At 33.2% G+C, this 20,820-nt stretch carries 22 protein-coding genes and 1 pseudogene; 7 read left to right on the forward strand and 16 right to left on the reverse strand.

Annotated elements, in window-relative coordinates:
• Positions 1-12: 12 nt before the first annotated feature.
• The 4 genes from EKQ63_RS19925 to EKQ63_RS19940 form a co-directional block, all read right to left on the reverse strand.
• Positions 13-1,035: a FecCD family ABC transporter permease gene (locus EKQ63_RS19925; protein WP_087954542.1), complete on the reverse strand. Its 1,023-nt coding sequence runs from the start codon at positions 1,033-1,035 to the stop codon at positions 13-15.
• Positions 1,028-2,035, reverse strand: a complete 1,008-nt coding sequence (locus tag EKQ63_RS19930; RefSeq protein ID WP_087954541.1) for a FecCD family ABC transporter permease — start codon at positions 2,033-2,035, stop codon at positions 1,028-1,030. Before EKQ63_RS19930 ends, EKQ63_RS19925 begins: the two co-directional genes overlap by 8 nt.
• A 27-nt stretch (positions 2,036-2,062) precedes the next feature.
• Positions 2,063-3,028: an iron-hydroxamate ABC transporter substrate-binding protein gene (locus EKQ63_RS19935; RefSeq protein WP_087954540.1), complete on the reverse strand. Its 966-nt coding sequence runs from the start codon at positions 3,026-3,028 to the stop codon at positions 2,063-2,065.
• Positions 3,029-3,328: 300 nt separating this feature from the next.
• Positions 3,329-4,087 carry an exodeoxyribonuclease III gene (locus EKQ63_RS19940; RefSeq protein ID WP_000767600.1) on the reverse strand — a complete coding sequence of 253 codons (759 nt, stop codon included), beginning with the start codon at positions 4,085-4,087 and terminating at the stop codon, positions 3,329-3,331.
• A 154-nt stretch (positions 4,088-4,241) separates the two neighbouring features.
• On the opposite strand from EKQ63_RS19940, the gene adaA reads away from it, so the two are divergent.
• The 3 genes from adaA to EKQ63_RS19955 are packed head-to-tail and all read left to right on the forward strand — an operon-like array spanning position 4,242 to position 6,257.
• Positions 4,242-4,832 carry a bifunctional transcriptional activator/DNA repair enzyme AdaA gene (gene adaA / locus EKQ63_RS19945; protein ID WP_143881461.1) on the forward strand — a complete coding sequence of 197 codons (591 nt, stop codon included), beginning with the start codon at positions 4,242-4,244 and terminating at the stop codon, positions 4,830-4,832.
• On the forward strand, positions 4,819-5,349 hold the full coding sequence (locus EKQ63_RS19950; RefSeq protein WP_044791632.1) for a methylated-DNA--[protein]-cysteine S-methyltransferase: 531 nt from the start codon (positions 4,819-4,821) through the stop codon (positions 5,347-5,349). The genes adaA and EKQ63_RS19950 overlap by 14 nt, the downstream gene beginning before the upstream one ends.
• Positions 5,346-6,257: a DNA-3-methyladenine glycosylase family protein gene (locus EKQ63_RS19955; protein ID WP_048550006.1), complete on the forward strand. Its 912-nt coding sequence runs from the start codon at positions 5,346-5,348 to the stop codon at positions 6,255-6,257. Before EKQ63_RS19950 ends, EKQ63_RS19955 begins: the two co-directional genes overlap by 4 nt.
• Positions 6,258-6,294: 37 nt before the next feature.
• On the opposite strand, the gene pepT is transcribed toward EKQ63_RS19955, so the two are convergent.
• Positions 6,295-7,527, reverse strand: a complete 1,233-nt coding sequence (pepT, locus tag EKQ63_RS19960) for a peptidase T (protein WP_087954538.1) — start codon at positions 7,525-7,527, stop codon at positions 6,295-6,297.
• 195 nt (positions 7,528-7,722) lie between these two features.
• Between pepT and EKQ63_RS19965 the strand changes: the two genes are divergently transcribed.
• Positions 7,723-8,361 (forward strand): YczE/YyaS/YitT family protein, encoded by a 639-nt coding sequence (locus EKQ63_RS19965; protein ID WP_087954537.1) that lies wholly within the window; start codon positions 7,723-7,725, stop codon positions 8,359-8,361.
• Positions 8,362-8,452: 91 nt separating this feature from the next.
• Here the strand turns inward: EKQ63_RS19965 and EKQ63_RS19970 are convergent, their stop codons facing one another.
• The 4 genes from EKQ63_RS19970 to EKQ63_RS19985 form a co-directional block, all read right to left on the reverse strand.
• Entirely contained in the window at positions 8,453-8,770 is a 318-nt protein-coding gene (locus EKQ63_RS19970; protein ID WP_044791624.1) for a hypothetical protein, read from the reverse strand.
• Positions 8,771-9,093: 323 nt separating this feature from the next.
• Positions 9,094-9,669: a histidine phosphatase family protein gene (locus tag EKQ63_RS19975; protein ID WP_087954536.1), complete on the reverse strand. Its 576-nt coding sequence runs from the start codon at positions 9,667-9,669 to the stop codon at positions 9,094-9,096.
• Positions 9,670-9,703: 34 nt separating this feature from the next.
• On the reverse strand, positions 9,704-10,519 hold the full coding sequence (locus EKQ63_RS19980) for an alpha/beta fold hydrolase (RefSeq protein ID WP_087954535.1): 816 nt from the start codon (positions 10,517-10,519) through the stop codon (positions 9,704-9,706).
• 208 nt (positions 10,520-10,727) lie between these two features.
• Positions 10,728-11,117, reverse strand: a complete 390-nt coding sequence (locus tag EKQ63_RS19985) for a VOC family protein (protein WP_087954534.1) — start codon at positions 11,115-11,117, stop codon at positions 10,728-10,730.
• 421 nt (positions 11,118-11,538) lie between these two features.
• Between EKQ63_RS19985 and EKQ63_RS19990 the strand changes: the two genes are divergently transcribed.
• The 3 genes from EKQ63_RS19990 to EKQ63_RS20000 all read left to right on the forward strand — a co-directional run bounded on the left by EKQ63_RS19990 (position 11,539) and on the right by EKQ63_RS20000 (position 15,950).
• Positions 11,539-14,262, forward strand: a complete 2,724-nt coding sequence (locus tag EKQ63_RS19990) for a sensor domain-containing phosphodiesterase (protein ID WP_140421290.1) — start codon at positions 11,539-11,541, stop codon at positions 14,260-14,262.
• Between the two features lie 145 nt (positions 14,263-14,407).
• Complete coding sequence (locus EKQ63_RS19995; protein ID WP_087954532.1) at positions 14,408-15,574, forward strand: DUF2515 domain-containing protein; 1,167 nt, start codon at positions 14,408-14,410, stop codon at positions 15,572-15,574.
• On the forward strand, positions 15,537-15,950 hold the full coding sequence (locus EKQ63_RS20000; protein ID WP_173601311.1) for a CBO0543 family protein: 414 nt from the start codon (positions 15,537-15,539) through the stop codon (positions 15,948-15,950). The genes EKQ63_RS19995 and EKQ63_RS20000 overlap by 38 nt, the downstream gene beginning before the upstream one ends.
• A gap of 22 nt (positions 15,951-15,972) precedes the next feature.
• Here EKQ63_RS20000 and EKQ63_RS20005 read toward each other — a convergent pair whose 3' ends face one another.
• The 7 genes and pseudogenes from EKQ63_RS20005 to plcA all read right to left on the reverse strand — a co-directional run bounded on the left by EKQ63_RS20005 (position 15,973) and on the right by plcA (position 20,665).
• Positions 15,973-16,398, reverse strand: a complete 426-nt coding sequence (locus EKQ63_RS20005) for a YfmQ family protein (protein ID WP_087954531.1) — start codon at positions 16,396-16,398, stop codon at positions 15,973-15,975.
• 21 nt (positions 16,399-16,419) lie between these two features.
• Positions 16,420-17,091, reverse strand: a complete 672-nt coding sequence (locus tag EKQ63_RS20010; RefSeq protein ID WP_087954530.1) for an LrgB family protein — start codon at positions 17,089-17,091, stop codon at positions 16,420-16,422.
• A 23-nt stretch (positions 17,092-17,114) separates the two neighbouring features.
• The gene (locus tag EKQ63_RS20015) at positions 17,115-17,471 is read right to left on the reverse strand and encodes a CidA/LrgA family holin-like protein (RefSeq protein WP_087954529.1); all 357 of its coding nucleotides are present in this window, start codon (positions 17,469-17,471) and stop codon (positions 17,115-17,117) included.
• Between the two features lie 33 nt (positions 17,472-17,504).
• Positions 17,505-18,938, reverse strand: coding sequence for a MocR-like pyridoxine biosynthesis transcription factor PdxR (locus EKQ63_RS20020; RefSeq protein WP_143881462.1), 1,434 nt, complete (start codon positions 18,936-18,938; stop codon positions 17,505-17,507).
• Positions 18,939-19,124: 186 nt separating this feature from the next.
• Positions 19,125-19,316: a hypothetical protein gene (locus tag EKQ63_RS20025; protein WP_000006463.1), complete on the reverse strand. Its 192-nt coding sequence runs from the start codon at positions 19,314-19,316 to the stop codon at positions 19,125-19,127.
• A 214-nt stretch (positions 19,317-19,530) separates the two neighbouring features.
• Positions 19,531-19,644: pseudogene (locus EKQ63_RS20035) on the reverse strand (GntR family transcriptional regulator); the annotation flags it as partial.
• Between the two features lie 31 nt (positions 19,645-19,675).
• Complete coding sequence (plcA, locus tag EKQ63_RS20040; RefSeq protein ID WP_087954526.1) at positions 19,676-20,665, reverse strand: phosphatidylinositol diacylglycerol-lyase; 990 nt, start codon at positions 20,663-20,665, stop codon at positions 19,676-19,678.
• Between the last annotated feature and the right edge of the window lie 155 nt (positions 20,666-20,820).

Below are 20,820 nucleotides of genomic sequence, written 5' to 3' on the forward strand. Positions count from 1 at the left end.
TTATTCCTCCCCTTACGCTTTCGCCTTATAAAGTAAATATAAGAAATACGGTACACCGACAATAGAAATAACGATTCCCACTGGTAACTCTACAGGTGTGAAAACTGTTTTTGCAATAAAGTCTGAAGCAATTACAAGAAACATTCCGATTACTCCGCACGTAGGAATGATATGCTTATGTTGAATACCGACAAGTCTTTTCGCTATATGCGGTGCCATTAATCCAATAAAACCAATACTCCCTGAAACAGCAACACATGCGCTCACAAGTCCGATACTACTTAATAGTAAAATTGATTTCTCTCTTTCTAGCGAAACACCTAAACTTGTAATACTCGTTTCTTCCAACTGAAATAAATCTAATAAATAAGCTTTCTTTTGTATGAGAGGAATTAATATGATAAGCCACGGCAACATGGCAATAATGTACTTCCAATTTGCACTATATATACTTCCAGACACCCATACTGCAGCCATTTCAAAATCCGTTGACTTCATTTTGAGTGATAAATACATAGAAAATGCCCCAAATCCTGATCCAATTGCAATCCCTGTTAATAAAAGACGTTGCGAATCTAACTTACCGTTTTTCCAAGAAAACAGATAAATGATGATAGCTGCACCTAATCCACCTACTAAACCAAACATTGGCATCATCATAATAGAAACCCAGTCCGTGCTCTTTAATTGGCCTTGAAAGAAAAACATAAAGATGACGATCGCTGTTCCTGCTCCCGCATTTACTCCTAAAATACCTGGGTCTGCCAGTCCGTTTCTTGTAATCCCTTGAATTACAGCACCTGCAACGCCTAGGCCTAATCCTACTAATCCAGCAATTACGATGCGCGGAAGACGAAACTCAAAAATAACTAAATCATGGTCCGGTACTGGATCTATTCTAAGGAGTGTTTTACATACATCTGTAATCGTAATGTCAAACGTACCATTCGTTAAACTAATATAAATAGCACATAGTATTAAAAATATAAGTATCCCCATCGTCATTCCGAAACGTTGATTTGAGCTTTTAAGCATGTCTCTCTCCTCCTCTTGTACGGATTAAATACAGGAAGAAAGGAATTCCAATTAAGGAGGTAACGACTCCAATCGGTGTTTCAAATGGATAGTTTACAAATCTACTTAAAACGTCACATAACGCTAGAAAAACGCCACCAATAACGCCTGCACATGGCAAAATCCACTTATAATCTACCCCAATTATAAAGCGAGTAATGTGCGGAATAATTAAACCTACAAAACCAACTTTCCCCACTAAAGCAACTGCCGTTCCTGTTAAGAAAATAACTGATAAAATTGCCATCGCTTTAACTAGTTTTGTACGTTGCCCTAGATTAATAGAAACTTCTTCGCCTAAAGAGAGAATCGTAATAGAATTTGATATGAACAGTGCTAAAATTATTCCAATTATCCCAAACGGCATCGTAATTTTAATGATATTAGGATCAACTTGATCTAATTTTGCATTAAACCAAAAACTAACATTTTGAGAAATTTGGAAATACGAAGCCATTGCAGCCGATACACTGCTTAAAAATGTTCCAATAACTGTTCCGATAATTGCCAACCTAACTGGTGATAAGCCATTTTGAAGGAGTGAACCAAAACCAAATACGATACCAGCTCCTAGTGCAGAACCAATCATTGAACATATCACCATACCAATGGATGACATTCCTGGGAGAAAAATCATACAAAGTGTAATAACAAAGGCTGCTCCATCCGTCACACCCATAATAGAAGGGGATGCAAGATAGTTTCTTGTCATCCCCTGCATAAGTGCTCCTGATATGGCTAGAAATGCTCCGACTAAAAGAGCTGCAACTACCCTTGGTAAACGTGAAGTAATAATAATATTATGATTTACATCACTTGAATCAAAATGAAATAATGCGTTCCACACCGTTTCAGCATCAATACTTTTCGCCCCATACAAAATAGAAAGTATAACTGTAAATAAGATGAGTATGGGTGCTATACATAATATAGTTACTGGTACTGCATTTGTTTTCTGCATATCATTCAACGCACCTTACTTATTGTATTATTTAGATAAATTTTTCACTGCTTCTTTTAAGAATGCTGTTTTACTCCAAGCAGTACCACCTTGTGCCATTGGATCCACAACGTTTACAAATACTTTCTTTTCTTTCGCAGCATTCATACTTTGCCAAATTGGATTACTTTCAATTTCTTCTAGCACTTTCGGGTTTTTATTTTCAGTTGTTTCATATTGTAAGAAAATATAATCTGGGTTAAGTTCAGCAAGTTTTTCAAATGAAATCTTCTCTTGTGCTTTTACAGTTTTTAATTGTTCTGGAGCAGTTAGTCCAAGATCTTTATAAATTACAGGGTTGAAGTATACTCCTTCTGGATATAGGAATAATTCGTTTGCTCTTAGTCTAATAACAAGTACTTTTTTGTCTTTTAACTTATCTCCTAGTTTTGCTTTTGCTTTTTCAGCGTCCGTATTGTAATCTTTAATAATTTTTTCCGCTTTATCTTTTTTGCCAGTTAATTCTCCCATTAACTTTAAGTTATCTTCCCAATTTGTTGAAACATGTGATACCGGGAATGTAGGAGCTACTTTCGTAAATTTTTCAGCTGTTTCTGCTGGGAATTTCGTACTTGATGTAATAACATCTGGCTTTAATTGAAGTAATGTTTCGAAATTTGGTTCCATTTTCTCACCAACAGATTTTGCACCCTCTAAATCTTTCTCAAGATACTTCGGTAATTTACCACCAACAGTAATAGCACCTACTGGCTTAATACCAAGTACCGCCGCATCTTCCATTGACTCTAAACTAGCTGTCGCAATTTTATCTACTTTTGCCGGCACTGTATATTCTTTACCTAAATATGTAATTTTTCTTTTTTCGTCCTTTTTCGTCTCACTAGCTTTTGGCTGTTGCGTTTTTTCTCCTGATGTTTTATCTGCACTATTACATGCTGCTAGTCCTACACTTAAAACTGTAACCATCCCTAATGTAAATAACTTCTTATTCATCTTTATATATCTCCTCTCGAATTTTCAAAACTATATTCTCAATAAAATTTAACTATATGAAAATTGTCTTACATATATATTTCATTAGATTAATAATTCTATCCAGAACTCATTCTCGTTCACTTCCCCTAAGCTATAATTCTATTACACCTCACCCATTGATAATCCTTTTCATTGATAATGATTATCGTTACTAATTATATATTTAATATGCAATTATTTCAAGAAAGATTTGAAAAATTTTAACAAACTGAATTAAAAAAGAAGTATCCGCCTACTGTCAGGTGGATACTTCTTTTTTTAGAAATTTATATGTAATTCAACTGGGCAATGGTCTGATCCCATTACTTCACTATTAATTTTCGCCTCTGTTATTTGGTCTTTCATTCTTTCAGAAACAACAAAATAATCTAAACGCCATCCAATATTTTTTGCTCTCGCTCCCATTCGATACGACCACCACGAATATGCGCCTTCTTGATTAGGATATAGATAACGATACGTATCAATAAATCCTTCTTCTAAAATACATGTAAACTTCTCTCTTTCTTCATCAGAAAACCCAGGATTTTTACGATTACTTTTTGGATTTTTCAAATCAATTTCTTTATGAGCAACGTTTAAGTCTCCACAAAAAATAACTGGTTTTTTCTCATCTAATCGTTTAATATACACCCGGAAATCATCTTCCCATTTCATTCTGTAATCTAATCTTTCTAATCCACGTTTTGAATTTGGTGTATATAATGTAATGATGTAAAAATCTTCGAATTCTAAAGTAATAACACGTCCTTCTTGATCATGCTCTTCAATGCCTAAACCATAAGTAACAGAAAGTGGTTCTTTTTTCGAAAAAATAGCCGTCCCTGAATATCCTTTTTTTACAGCATAATTCCAATATGTATAATATTCTTCTAGATTTAAATCAATTTGCCCATCTTGTAATTTAATCTCTTGTAAACAAAATATATCAGCATTGGATTCCTCGAGATATTCTAAAAATCCACCTTTTGCGATAACTGCTCGCAAACCATTTACATTCCACGAAATTAACTTCACTTATAGTCCTCCTCTTGATGTTTCTTTCCAAATTTCATGCTATCACAAAATAGAAAAACAATCATATTTTCACCTTTGTAATCTTGCTCTTACATTTATGAATACATACATACGCACTTTATTCAGGTTATACTAATTTCAGAGGTGATGTTCTTTGCACAATGAAGGAGTTACGTTAACAAATGAACATTGGCAAGCAATTATCCATAATGACTCTTCCTATGATAGCAAATTCTTTTATGCTGTGAAATCAACTGGAATCTTTTGCAGGCCATCATGCAAATCAAGAATACCGAATAAAAACAATGTACGAATTTTTCATCATGCAGAGCAAGCGTTAAATGAAAACTTTCGCCCGTGCAAGCGTTGTAAACCAAATGGGCTCAATTTACCTAATGAAGAGTGGGTAGAACAAATAAAAGTTTATATCGAAAAACACTTTGATGAATTATTAACTCTCGACATACTTGCGGAAATGTGCCATGGTAGCCCCTTTCATTTACAACGCACTTTCAAAAAAATGACAGGAATAAGTCCAATAGAATATATACAGCATTTCAGAATTGTTAAAGCGGCAGAACACCTTTTACAAACCAATCACTCCATTAAAGAAATTAGTACTGCCGTCGGGATAGAAAACCCAGAGTATTTCGCAACTTTATTTAAAAAGAAAACCGGATTTACGCCTACTGAATATCGAAAAAAGAATGAAATGAAAGAGGGATACAATAATGAATTCCTATAAAAATAAGTTTATATATTGGATGCTACTTACACATAAACATTTTCAGTTTCATATTGCTGCAACTGAAAATGGATTATGTTTCATTGGGTCTCAAAATGAAAACTTTGAAGAACTAAATATATGGGCTAGAAAAAAATTGCCCCAACATATTTTGACCTGTAATCCCAATTATCTACAAACATATACGAAAGAAATTATCGAGTATTTAGAAATCCAGCGAGAAGCTTTTACATTCCCTATCGATGCTTACGGAACTGAATTTCAATTATCTGTTTGGAATGCGGTACGTGAAATTCCTTATGGGGAGACATACTCTTATTCAAAAATTGCCGAAACAATACAAAAACCTACTGCTGTACGTGCCGTTGCTACCGCTATTGCTGCCAATCCTCTTCTTATTACAATTCCTTGCCATCGTGTTATTGGAAAGAATGGTAAACTAACCGGCTTTAGAGGCGGATTAGAAATGAAGAAAGCGTTGCTTACATTAGAAAAGTCGCAGGTAGAATGCATATGACAGCAAACTATACTAGCGCATTAATTTTAGCAGTTCCAACAGAATTTAGTTTCCAAGAAAATTTACGCTATTTATCGCGTTCTAACAATGAATGTATGTTCCACATTGAAGATAACAAAATTTATAAAGTTATCCCTGTTCACGATGTAAATCCTTTAGTTGAAATTAGTATGAATATAGATGGAAATATTCAAATACGTTTTTTAGAAGAATTATATACATCTGAAGAATCGATACACGAAGCTATAGCTAACTATGTGAACGAGTGGTTTGATTTAACTACTGATTTAACTCCCTTTTATACATTGGCTAAACATGATGTACTCCTTCAAAGACCAATTGAACAATATAATGGCCTTCGCACCTTAGGTATTCCAGACTTATTTGAAGCACTTTCCTGGGGAATTATCGGTCAACAAATTAACCTCACATATGCTTATACGCTAAAAAGAAGATTAGTCGAGACATTTGGAAGTTATGTAGAATGGAACGATAGAAAACATTGGATATTCCCTTCTCCTGAAACGATTGCCAATTTACACGTAGAAGATCTCAAAAATTTAAAAATGACGACTCGAAAGTGTGAATATTTAATCGGTATTGCAAAGCTTATTACAGAAGGAAAACTATCAAAAGAATCTTTACTACAAACACAAGATGTAAAGATTGCTGAAAAACAATTAACTGCTATACATGGTGTAGGTCCGTGGACTGCCCACTATGTTTTAATGCGCTGTTTACGATTCCCTTCTGCTTTTCCAATTGACGATGTTGGTTTGCACAATGCAATTAAATATATAACAGGTTCCGAAAGTAAACCAACTAAACAGGAAATAAAAGATTTTGCGGCAAATTGGATCAACTGGGAGTCTTACGCAACTTTTTATTTGTGGCGAGTATTATACTAAAAAACCAAGTAGCGCATCCGCACTACTTGGTTCTTTTTTAAGCTTGTTCTTCGAATCGTCTTGCGATTTCCACAATAACTTGAACAGCTTTTTCCATAACATCTACCGAAACATACTCAAATTTACCGTGATAGTTTTCACCACCTGTGAAAATGTTTGGGGTTGGTAATCCCATATACGATAGTTGTGATCCATCTGTTCCACCGCGAATCGGATGAATATTTGGTTCGATATTTAAACTTTTCATTGCCTCATATGCAATATCAACAATTTCTCTCACTGGTTCGATTTTTTCAAGCATGTTATAGTATTGATCATTCATTTCTAAAACGACTGCATCTTGTCCATACTTCTCTTGCATTTGCTTCACAATATTTTCAACGTTATGTTTACGCGCTTCAAAATTTTCACGATCAAAATCTCGAATAATATAATACGCTTTACTTTGCTCAACATCACCATGTAAAGAAAGTAAATGATAGAATCCTTCATACCCCTCTGTATATTCTGGTGCCTCTTCTACTGGTAAATAGCTATTAAACTCCATCGCAAGTTTAGTTGCGTTACGCATTTTATTTTTCGCTGTTCCAGGATGTGTATTCGTTCCGTTAAACGTTAACTTAGCGCCTGCAGCATTAAAGCTTTCATACTCTAAACCACCTAATGGACCTCCATCCATCGTATAAGCACATGATGCACCAAACGCTTCTACATCAAAATGCGCTGGCCCACGACCAATTTCTTCATCCGGCGTAAATGCTACTCTTATTTTCCCATGTTTAATTTGCGGATTATGTATTAAATAGTTCATTGCAACCATAATTTCAGTCAGACCAGCTTTATCATCTGCTCCTAGAAGTGTCGTACCATCAGTTGTAATAATGGTATGTCCTTTATATGATGGTAATTCTGGAAACTGTTCTGGCGTTAACACAACATTTAACTCTTCATTTAACGTAATCGCATTGCCATCAAAATTTTCATGAATTTGTGGTTTTACGTTTTTCCCTGTAAAGTCTGTTGCCGTATCTAAATGTGCTAAAAAGCCGATGACTGGAACATCCTTATCCGTATTAGCAGGAAGTGTTGCCATTACATAACCGTTATCATCCATCGTCACTTCTGTTAACCCAATTTCTTTTAGCTCTTCCACTAATAACTTACCAAATTCAATTTGTCCAGGTGTTGTTGGCACTGTATGACTTTCTTCATTTGATTGCGTATCAATTTTTACATATCTCGTAAATCTTTCAATAAGTTCTTGTTTCAAACTCGTTCACTCCCTTTTATATTTCTTTCTCTATTATAATCCTTGAGACGAAATATTTTAACTTTTTTGACTGTGAATACATATATTTCATTTGTATTTTAGCTATTTTAAATACCGGTTGAAAAGTCGTAATATTTGTACATTAAAACTCTTACATGTAATATACATAATTATACAATATGGGAGGTTTTAAAGATGAGGCTAACTCTCTTTCGCTATTTTCTTTTTTTCTTAGGATTAATTTTTTTCGGCCTTGGAAATGCTCTTGCAGTAAAAGTTAAATTTCTCGGTTTACATCCTTGGGAAGTTTTAAACATGGCTCTCTACCAAAGGTTTGGATGGACTATTGGTACGTGGAGTGTCATATGTGGATTATGTCTCGTTCTCATTTCTTTACTAGTAGATCGAAAATATATAAATATAGGCACATTTTTAAATGCACTACTTATCGGTCCGATTATGGACTTTTTCTTACAATCAAATATTCTTCCAAACGCTAGTGATTATTTATGGTTAAACTTACTCATTCTATTTTCTGGTATCACCATTACAGGTATCGGGGGAGGGATGTATGTTGCGGCTGGAATCGGCGCTGGACCTCGTGATGGATTCATGCTTACTATTTCCGACAAAACCGGTCTATCTATTAGCCGTGCTAGAATCATAGTAGAATGTATTGTACTAGTTATTGGATTTATGCTAGGGGGTCCTGTTTTTATCGTAACTTTTCTGTATACATTTATTCAAAGTCCAATCTTTCAGCAATCATTTAAGGTATTTCAAACACTTCTACATACTCTACATAACAAAAAAAAAATTAGTGAACATATTTAAAGTACAGTTTAATACAAGTAAATTCACCCTATTTACGATTCTCACCGCAAATAGGGTGTTTCTTTTTTATTCCATAATTTAAGAAGATATACTAATCATTCACAATAAAAGTATATACATCGTCATAAATACAGCCATTTACTTTAATCACATACTTCCCTGGTTTACTAAAACGAATTGTGTATTTGTTTAGCTGAATTGCTTCTTTATCTCCAGAAAGAACATCAATGCTTCTGCCACTTAATACATATAATTCATTTAGATTCATCGATACATCAATTGCATTGAAATTCTCCTCTTTCACTTGCTGTACTTCCGCAGCGCTTACACTTGGTTCTAAAAACAGTAGTCCACTTAATCCAATCGTCCCCGCTAAAGCAACTCCCGCAAACTTTTTAATTTGTTTCATTACAATGACCTCCTTATAGATTTTGCGTAAAGGTGATGTCCCCCCTTACACCACAAAGCCTATATGTAATGAAATAAAAAGTAAACGAGGACAGTAAGACAAAATTCTACATCTTTTTCTCCTATTGAATATAAATTCAACGTTTGGAGTTTTGTCACATTTAAAATTGTTTACTTAAACCAACTTTCAATTATATTATTCAGAAACTGAATAATTACTTATTGATTTAACATTCTAAAAATAGTTGATAAAAATACTTTCTATTCAAATAAGAAGATTTTGCTATAAAAGTAACTTTTACAATAAAGCCCATACAACCAATTTTATTCTGCTTTCCATAATCTCTCTACATTCATTAATTGTTCCTCTTTAAACTCCATCTTATATATATCTGGTTTTGACGTATTCATTAAAAATTCAAACCCGTATTGCTTATCAAAATAATTCATCATGAGTGTCATGACAAGGCCATGTGTACCAATTACAATTTTTTGTCCTTGAAAATCCATTAAGATTTCTTTTAATACTTTCACTACCCTTCTTTGGCAATCCGCATATGACTCTCCTTCCGTTCGTGCAAAATCCGCTTCAGAGAACATCTTCTTTACAAGTGGATACACCTCTTTATCTGATATAACTTGATCGCCACTGGAAAACATACACTCTTTAAGATTTTCATATATTAATATTTCTTTTTCATAGAAATCGGCTGTTTTTTCTATCGTTAATACAGCTCTCTTATATGGACTTGAAATGAAAGTATCGATTCCCTCTGTTTTTAATATATTTGTTACTCTATGAGCGTCTAAACTTCCCTTTTCAGTTAAACCACGTGTTCTTTCACCCTCTTCTAATTTTGGTGATTCACCATGTCTAACCATATAGATATATGTACTCATACTTCCTCCTTGAAAATATTAATTCATTCATCTTTTATAAACTTTGCTGATTTGTCCGTTTAATCCATTCTCCTACTAAACTCTCGAATAATTCAGGTTGTTCAATTTGTAAATTATGCCCTGCCATATCTAACACGGCTAATGTCGCTCTTGGATAATCATCAATAATTTCTATAATATCTTGATAACCTACCGATATATCTTGTCTTCCAGCTAGTAAAAGAACGGGTTTCTCATATTTCATATGATGAAAATTCATAGTAAGAGAGTAATTCTTTTGCAACCTTTCAATAAACTCATAATTAGCAACATCTAACCCTGGTCTAATTTCTTCTTGAAATCGCTTATATGTATATTCGTTTGCTACTACTGCTAACTCACAAAATGCCTCTCTTTCCGTAGAAGTGAGCTTATTTAAAAAGTCCTCATCTTGTAAAATTACCTGTTTATCTGGAAGAGTCCTTTTTTCTGGATCCGCTACTACAACAGGGCAGACTAATAGTAATCCATTAACTCTTTCAAACAGCTTTGTGAGTATACCTCTAGCTAAATATCCCCCATAAGATTCTCCTACTAATAAAAAGTTTTTCGTCGGAATGATTTCTTCAATACATGCAATTAACAGTTCTAACATATGATCTGAACTATTTATCCAATCTGGAGCATTCGATTTCCCCATGCCAGGTAAATCAATATATATTCTTTGGTAACCTTTATATTTTTCGAATACTGATTCCATGCACCTCTGCATTAACCTATGATCAGGTGCACAGCCATGTATAATAATGACAGGTTTTCCTTCGCCAATGATTTCATAATATATTTCTGCATCCTTAATCCGGCATATCATAAAAAAGTCCCCCTAGTGTTCTATTCATCTTTACAGACACCCCTCTCAAACCCATAGGAGTACACGTTCTTATTTTATTACTTTCCAGAATATAATTTCAAATTTTATTTTTCAGATTTCATACAAAAAAACCTTCCATGAGTGTCCCCCTCAAAAGAAAGCCCTTTTACGTATTTCCTCCTACTTGAACTTCAAGCATAATTACACATTATTCTTCTAATTTCATCAACACAATTCTCCAGCCATCTGGATCCTCTATCGTTATCCCCTTGTCTTTCCAGTATGGATTTTCAGGTTCCAACTCATCATATCCCAATGTATACAGCCTTTTACTTACCTTTTTCATTTCACTATCTTCACTCATATAAAATACAAGTAAATTATCTTTGGTCGGAGCTGGACAAGGACTCCCGTCAAAATGTCTTGTAAATTCTAAATGATACTCTTCATCTGGGAGTCCAAACATGACCCCATCATAGCCTTCATGATCATAGAATTCACCTATACGTTTTAAGCCCAATCCTTTTTCATAGAATTCTATCACCTTTTCAAACTGATCAGTTGGACGTGCTATTCGAAACTTCACCCAATTCTTCATACTTTTCCTCCCATACTAAATGTTTTATATATGCTTACGTACTATTGTATATACGTAACATCTTTTTGAAATCCCTCATTCGTATGAGAATAGATACATACAAAAGTTTAGTTTATACTTTATAACATTCAATTTTATATAAAATTGAATGTTATACCCTTATGCAATTATACATATTCACTTGCGAACCACTAAAAAACCTTTAAAATTCAAAGGATGACTAAATATACAATTTCTATTTAAAATCTTGATGTAATACATACTATCAAACGCCATGTTTTTTTAATTTTAAGAAGTATTAAACTCTTCATCACTTTCCTTATACGCATGATTTTTATAAGGAAATCTGATACAATTCTTAAATAATATTATTATGTATAGATATTACGAATATAGTACATAATTAAAGAAGGTGATTTTATTGAAATTAAATAAAAATTTACAACTATGTATATTAATTGCGACATTAATATGCTATTCAATCTATTTTATGTTTTTCTATCTGTTCCCTACTCATTTTTCAAATTCAGATGTACGCTTCGCTTCACTTATTGTTGAAGCTATTACATTTGTATCACTCATTTACTCTATATATTCTAAAAAAGTCAGTTCAAATCCGTTTTGGATATGTATCACAATAGCAATTGGTAGTTTTTTATTAGGAAAAATAGTATATACATATCAAGATAGCTTCTTCGAAATTCCAATACATCGTTTTACAATTTCTGATGTATTTTACATGTTTTTTCTACTCTTTTGTCTTATCGCTTTCTGCTATAAAATCTTAAAAGAATGCGATAAATGGGAAAAAGCGTTCTTTATTTGTGATATATGCATAGTACTTACTTCCATATTCACATTGGAGTGGTATTTATTTAATCAACCAAATTTAAATATATTCTCTCTTTCACTAGGAGATGTTTTCCTTTCATTTCTATATCCAATTGCAGATTTATTATTTCTTCTACTAGGTGTTAGTCTCTTTTTCCGTCCAACAATTTTTAATTCCAAACGGAAAATTTATATCTTTATTTTTGTATTAATAAGTTCTGCAACTTTTAACTATATTTATTTTTACCTAAATAATCATTTATCAACTGAAACGATAACATTATTACGTCTTTTATATAGAATACCTGTATTGCTTATTGCAATAGCTGGATCTATTTCAGAAGATCATAATAGCCATAAAAATTATTTCATTGTTAACCCTATAATAGGAAAGAAGGCTTTAGTTGTATTTCCTTATCTTGCCGTTGCAATACTAATCGGGTTTACGTTAAAAGAACAAACAGCATCTTCCACTCTCATTACGGGAAATTGTATTACTTTTATTTTCGTACTCATTCGTCATTCTATTGTACGTATGCAAAACAATTCCCTAACCAAACGTTTACAAGTATTTAATGCCCAATTAGAAGAAAAAGTTACATTACGGACTTCAGATTTAGTTCATAAATCAGAGGCTCTATCTCAAAAGCAACAAAAATTCAAATCATTATATGAATATCACCCTGATCCTATTTTTACAATTGATTTAAATGGTGTATTCTTAAATGTAAATAAAGCTGGAAGTATACTACTTGGAGCACCAACGAACGAGTTACTTGGTGAAACATGTTTTTCAATTATTTTAGATGAAGATAAACATAAACTAGCATCTGCATTAGAAAAAGTGAAACAACAAGAATCGGCATCCTTACAACTTAGTTCTCAATATAAAGATGGCTTTACTTATTTTTTATACGTTACTATCGTCCCTATTATGATAGACGGACAAATTTCAGGAAGCTATATTATGGTGAAAGATATTACTGCATTAAAAAAACAGCAAGAAGAAATAAAATATTTAGCATTCCATGATACTGTAACGAAAATTGGGAACCGTGCCTTTTTCCATAAGAAATTAAAAAGAATTATAAAAAATGCTAAAACGACAGAAAGCGAGTTTGCATTATTATATTTGGACTTAGATCGCTTTAAAGTAATTAACGACACACTTGGACATTCTTCAGGGGATTACATATTAGAAGAAGTAGCAAAGCGATTCCAATCATGTCTTCCATCACATATTCATCTATCAAGAATCGGCGGTGATGAATTTACAATCTTAATTGAAAACTATACTGACGAAGATTCCTTATTCGAGTTATGTAATCAATTATTTGAAAGTATGGAAAAACCCTTTGTCATACATGAGCATACATTAACTTTATCACTTAGTATCGGCATCGCTATTTATCCACATTCCGGAATCGATATCACCACACTATTAAAAAACGCTAATGTTGCAATGTATGATGCGAAGGCAAAAGAGCTTAACTCCGTCTCTATTTATGACGATGTAATCGCTAGAAAGATTGAAAGACGATTACGATTAGAAAAAGATTTACCAAACGCAATACAAAATGAAGAATTGTTCCTTTTGTATCAACCTCAAGTTGATAGTGAATCTAATAAAATTATTGGTGCAGAAGCTTTAATTAGGTGGAATCATCCTGAATTAGGTATTATTTCTCCATACGAATTTATTCCGATTGCAGAAGAAACACTACAAATTATTCCAATAGGAAAGTGGACATTGAAGCAAGCCTGTGAGCAAATGAAACGTTGGCACGCACTCGGATATTCACATTTAAAAATAGGTGTAAACTTATCTGCTAAAGAATTTGAACAAGAAGATTTTGTAAAATCTATTTCTGCAACATTAGCAAATACAGGCTTACCAGCAAGTTCTCTCGATCTTGAATTAACAGAGCGAATTGCAATGATGGATGAGCGAGAAACATTAATAAAACTACGTACACTAAAAAGTTTAGGGATTCATATTTCAATCGATGACTTTGGTACAGGCTATTCTTCGCTAGCTTACTTACCTTTATATCCAATCGATACGTTAAAAATCCCACGAGAATTTATTACAATGTCTGAAACATGTGACGATGGAATGGAAATTATTAAAACAATCATCACATTAGCAAATACATTAGGAATGTCAGTTATCGCGGAAGGTGTAGAAACGAAAGAACACGTGAGTTTCCTTCAAAAAAATAATTGTCAATTTATTCAAGGCTACTACTACAGCAAGCCTATTCATGCTGATTCATTTTCTACTCTTCTCAAAAAAGGTGTTCATTCTCTGTAGCGTAAATACATACACGAAAAGGAAAGGAGAGACGGACTCTTCTTTCCTTTTTTGTACTTTGCAACTTTTCATTTCCTCCACATATCATTTATGTAAGTAGTTACTAATATATTTATGATAACAGACTTGAATTGGAGGGAATTACATGCACCACGACAATCCAAATCATAAACTTTACAAAAACATTCCTCTATCCCTCTTCTCAATAAAAAACGAGCTAAAACAAAAATGCATCAACGTAAATAACTTCCTTTCTCCCCTTTCGAACGAAGAAGAAGTATTCATACACACAATTAAAGAAAGAACAAAATTATTGAATCAAAATAATGTTACAAGAACTCGTGCTTACTATCAATTTTACAAAAGATATCCTGAAATACATTGGGCATTGCTTGGACATATGGTATCGCGGAACGGCGGTTGGAACATGACAGATTTAAAGGGGGATTTATATACGAAATTGTTATCTGAGAAAGATCAATTTACTTTCTTTTCTTTTTTAGAACGGGGTAATTGGCTTATCTTTCAAGATGTGTATCCACAATTTTTATTATATGAACAGAGTGTTAAAAAAAACAAAAATCTTTTTCATCTCCTCCCTCACCTCAATGTGTCAACATTCATGGAAACGATGTGGAACTTTTTTTGGAAAACTGGAAACAAACAAATATTAACGATTGCGACTATTATTAATGAACAAAACTACTTAGAAAAAAGAGTGATTCAAAATAAATACTTCAAAAAAAATGTACTAAATAGTATTGGATTTAAACTTTTTGATTTCTTTCAATTTAATCATATTCTCTTCCCTTTCTCTGAAGAAAATACTGGACAAAAAACATTATTAATTGGTGATACAATGAAACATTTCACTTCCTTACACGAACGAATTTTGCTCGGAAAACGATTATATACATTATTGTTTCATGATGAACACGTTTTAGCTCGTATACTACAATGGGCTGACACTCATCCACATACTGGATCCCGAAAAGATTATTGGCCACATTTATTTTCAAGTGTGAATGAATCCTTTTCAAGAGAGTTTTATAAACGAAGAATAAAGAAATGCCAATTAAAAAGTGATGCCCACCGTATATATAGCCCTGCACTTATGTATGCATGGAAAAATATGAAACATGAAGAAACAGAACATGCAGATTGGTTTAACGACTGGCAAGTCATACATTATTTAACCGATAAGGAGGAAAGGATACATGGACAAATTACAGAAGACTACTGTAAAACACTCGAAAAAATTGAGTTGGCAATTCTTGCAAAGAAAAACGTCCTCCTTCGAGAAGAAGAATAACCTTTTTGCATTAGTTATTACAATCTTATTCTCTTCTATTATCGGAACTTTCTTAGATGCTTTCTTTGTTGCGAAACAAATGTATTCCTTTCCGGTTAGACCTTTCTCATCCATATTTTCAATTAACATTGGCTTTACTTTATTTGTACTACCAATTTTAACAACGATTTTCATACAAATTTCAAAAACATTATCTACAGTTTCTAGAATTCTATTTATTATTTCAATAGGTATTTGTGCTAGCATTTTTGAACAGATTTCTGAAAGATTCGGTTTCTTTATTCATAGTTTGGATTGGAATCATACATATTCTTTATTTGGCTATATGATTTTCTTTTCTTTTATCTGGAAAGTATATCATTTCATACAAAAATAAAGAGACCGTTATAGATCTCTTCTTAAGCATAATCTTCAGTTATTGCTAATGATGTAGGATTTTGAAGGCGTTTTGAACGCAAACGATAGGCAACGATTTTCTTTTTATATTGCTTGATTACATCAACATGTTCCTCATGGCTATACAGAGAAAATCGAATCTCTTTATTCCCTTTCTTCGTGTTAATAACGATTGGTGTTCCTTCCCCGTGCGGCGGAAAATAATGTTTATCTAAAAATAAAGCTTCGTTAAATTCATGAATAACTTGTAGTTTCGTTTCCCCCTCTATATTTTTTCCGTCTATCAATATAGTGGTATTCTCTTCCTCAAGTTTTTGATGCAATTCAAATCTACTAATAATTGATTCTACAACAGAAGTCGGCATACTAGAAACTAGTACTTTAATCGCACCAAAAATAAATAATGTAACTATAAACCATGTTGTCATTTTCATCATCTCCATTACATTTTAAAATATAAATTTCGTTCCATACGGTATGATTATACTAATAAGTATTCCGGTTACAATCATCGTCACCGAACCAATCGTCGCTTCTTTCTCGCCTTCCTTCACGAGACGACTCACACCGATCATATGTGATGCGCACCCCATCCCCACTCCTTTTCCAATCGCACTTGTTATTCGGAAAAACTTCAGTACTGTCGGTCCGATAATAGCACCTGTTATTCCTGCAACTACTACGAAACTAGAAGTCATAGATGGAATACCACCAATTTGATCCGCTAATGAAATGGAAATAGGCATCGTCGCTAATTGCGGCAGTGTCGTTAATATGAGTTCCTTATCTATATTTAACATCTCACCAATCACTACATTCATACTCGTTAAAGCCACTATACCTACCGCTACACCGATAAGTATCGACAAAAAGTTTTTCATAAGTATTTTTCGCTCTTTAAATAAAGGTATCGCTAATGCTACAATTGCAGGACTCAATAAACTAGAAAGAATATCTCCACCATTTTCCCTATACTCATGATGGGAAATATCAAAAGTCAGAAATAAACAAATCATAATTGCCGTAACTGTTAACACCGGTAACATAAATGGAAACGTAAATTTTTTATATAACTTTGTCGCCAATACATAAATTACTATTGTAATAATAATGAAGACCATTTGGATCGTGCACCTTGTCGATTTTATTTTTTTGATGTTACTAATAATTGACTTATATAACCTGAAACAACTAAAGTTACTGTCGTGCTTGCAACTACTAAAAGGAATATAACACTCCCCTTACTGAAAAGAAAAGACCCATATTCCATCAGCCCTGTTGTCGAAGGAATTAGAAATAACGGTAAAAATACGATTAATTTTCCCGCCCCTTCCTCAAACCACTTTAATGGTAAAATACGAGTATAGAGGAGTAGAAACAGCATTAACATCCCAATTAAACTCCCTGGCATTGATAGATGGAATTCTCCCTGAATCCACGTACCAACTAAACTAAATACATAGAGCACACCTACTTGAAGTAAAAGTGTCACATACTTCATTTCTTTCCCTCATTTCAATATTACGCATCACCATTATGAAATCTCATTTAGCGTTTCCGCGAATCTCGTAATTCCCAGTTGTATTTGTTCGATATCTACTCTCCCAAAAGTAAAACGAATATATTCACTTTTAGTACCTAAAACACTTCCCGGAACAAACGCTACACCATTTCGTATAGATTCGCCTAATAAATGATATTCATCAAACGTTCCTTGCACTTTGCACCATAAATGTATTCCACCCTCTGGAACAAAAAATTCAACCTGATCCCCTAATATTTCTTTAAGCTTTCTAATTAACGCATCTCTTCTTTCTTTCAATTGTCCACGAAGCATTGTAATATGTGCATGAAAATCTTCTGATTCTAAAAATTGATTTGCCACCCACTGTGTAAATACGCTATGGCCAAAATCAACTTGCTGCTTCGCATCCGCTAAACGCTCTATTACACGCGTAGGGCCAATTACCCAGCCAATCCGTAATCCTGATGCCACAATTTTTGATAGTGAACTTATATAAAGAACATTCCCGTTTTGATCCATTGATTTTAATGTTGGATTCACTTCACCATTAAATGAAGTTAAACTATACGGATCATCTTCTACAATCGGTATGCCAAATTCAGAAGACAGTTCTAAAATCTTTTTACGTCTTGCCAATGAAAGCACGGTTCCAGTTGGATTTTGATAATCCGGATTTAAAAATACCATACGAATACGATGCTTTTTATGCAAATCAATTAAGTCATCTGGATTCATTCCATGCTGATCAACAGGTAAATGGAATATTTTTAAGCCAGCTGATTTAAATATCGGCAGTGAAAAACAATACGAAGGGTCCTCAATTGCAATCGCATCACCAGGTTTTAATAAGCATTGAACGATAAGATTAAGTGCCTGTTGTGCTCCAGATGTAATAAGGATAGAATTCGAATCTGCTTCAATTTGTTTATATTGCTGAACATGTGCCGCAATTGTTTTTCTCAACATTTCATTTCCAAGTGGATGATCATAACCGCGGTTTTCCATAAATGTTTTCTCCGACAAAATCGTTCGAAATCTATCACTCGGAATTAATTCTGGTGACAATTCACCACTCGCTAAATTAATTAAGTCATTTTTTTGTGTTTCCGTTCGAATTTGTTGAACAAGTGGTACATTAGGTAAGAATGACCCGTCCTCGACGTACCTACCCCAGTTTGGTATTCGTTTATGTGAAACACCCCATATGTCTGTATTCACCCTCGTTCCGCTTCCTTTTTGCCGTTCTACTACTCCAAGTGATTTTAATTCTTCATATGCAGCTACTATCGTACTCCTATTCACCTGTAATTCTTTTGCTAACATACGCTCAGAAGGTAACTTACTGTCAGAAGGAAACTCACCTGAAGAAATACCCCTTTCAATATAATCCGCTATTTGTTTATATACAGGCGTCTTATCTGCACGATTTGGTTTCCATTCCATATAGTTGCCTCCTTTCAAAACGAACTATCCTCAATTTATTACTAACAGTATTCACCGTAAAAATAGTATTAATTAGTCACATTTTCTCATCCAAAAATGGATATATTAAAATAGCTCCGTCTCTAATTACTCGATAGCTTCTGAAATTCCAGCTTCATGCTCTCGTTGCAGTTCTGTTACAAACTATCAAATTATTACCGCATACCATGTTACCCCTAGCAGTAGAACAAAAAGAAGGACAATATAGATTGCAGATAAATTTTTCACATTTCTCTTTGTGGACTTGCCGTAATTCTCCTCTACATTTCGTGCAACTAGCACGGTCCCAAACAGTGATACAATTACAATAATAACGACTAGTGAAATCGCAAAGCTCATTGTATTTTCACCTCTCTAAGGCCAGTCTATTTTTATTAAGAACTTCCTCTTTAAAACGTTGATAACATACTACCTTTCTTCTCTTATCATAATAGATGTTTGCAAAAAACGGACCAACCACTTTTATATTTTTTCGCTCATCCACTTTAAAAATAAAAAGCAACTGAACACTTATGATCAGTTGCTTTTTCGTAAAGTTAATGATATTCATTTTTCACTTAAAATTGACCCAATTTAAAAGTTTGGCCTTTTCATAATGAAACATCGATTGAGATAACTCGAAAATTGTTCCATTTCCAAGATACACTGTATTTTCAATAAGAAGCGACGTATTTTATCGCTTCTTACTCTCATCATCTTTATTCTTTTATAAGTGACTTATTCGCTCTTATAACTTCTTGATACAGCAGTGGTGACCACTTTTCATTTATATAGTCTTGAATAATCCAGCCTACTCTTGTAGGGTTATTTTGTTTTATATAGTTTGCAATTTCAGGATTTATATAAGAGGCATAGTAATATGGACTATTCCATGCTGTACCACCAGAAGACAAGCTTGTAAAATTAATATATAGATGATTTAAATCCTCACTATCGTTCATCGTTTCATTTATCGTATCTTTAATAGATTTTACTTTCTCATCATAACTCACTTTATATTTATCTTGTACTGTTACATGTACATTTTGATTTACAGTTGTGGTAAACGTCTCATTATCTGGCCAATAGAAATTATTATATCCTCCAGATTCATTACTACCACCATATCTTTTTAGTAGTACAATTTTCCCACGAGCATCTCCCAATTTTATATTTCCTTCTGTTTTTAAAAAGATAGGATCCACAAAATAACTTTTTTCAAACGTATTACTAAAGGAACTTTCTGCTCCTTTCATATCCTCATACTCTTTTTTTAAAGACATAATAATCGTTTCACTTGGGTTATCTTTTAAAAATTGTTTCGCTTCGTTTATGAATTCATGCAGTGTTACATAAAGATATAATGGCCCATGATGAAGGACTATCGTATTATCATCTGTTAAACGTCCTCTTATATCAAAAATACGAGCTCCATGATCCATTTGGTAACGAAAATCATATTCTTGCGTCATTCCCCATACTTGCTTTATTGGATTTTGTAATTTGAACGTCCCGCTATCATGTGTTCCTGGAATTGAAATTCGTGCTAATGGGATATTATCAGGTATAGGTTGCATCCACTTTGACCAATTTTCAAACTCATTAACAGAGCTTGCTGCAACTACTTGCTTATCATGTAAAGCAAATACAAAGGTGATAAATATCGTACTACATATGAATAATTTCAAAATAAATTTCTTACTGCTCATTATTATTCCTCCTTTTTCTGTTTTATATCAAACTTATTGAATATAATATAATCTGGTGAGTAAAAAATAAATAACATTTCATAAATATGAAATATTACATAGAAGTAAAGTTAAAAAATCATTCACATATCCTAAATTAGAAAAATTTAAAGGAA

Source organism: Bacillus sp. BD59S (genome assembly GCF_007363175.1).
GTDB classification, from domain to species: domain Bacteria; phylum Bacillota; class Bacilli; order Bacillales; family Bacillaceae_G; genus Bacillus_A; species Bacillus_A pacificus.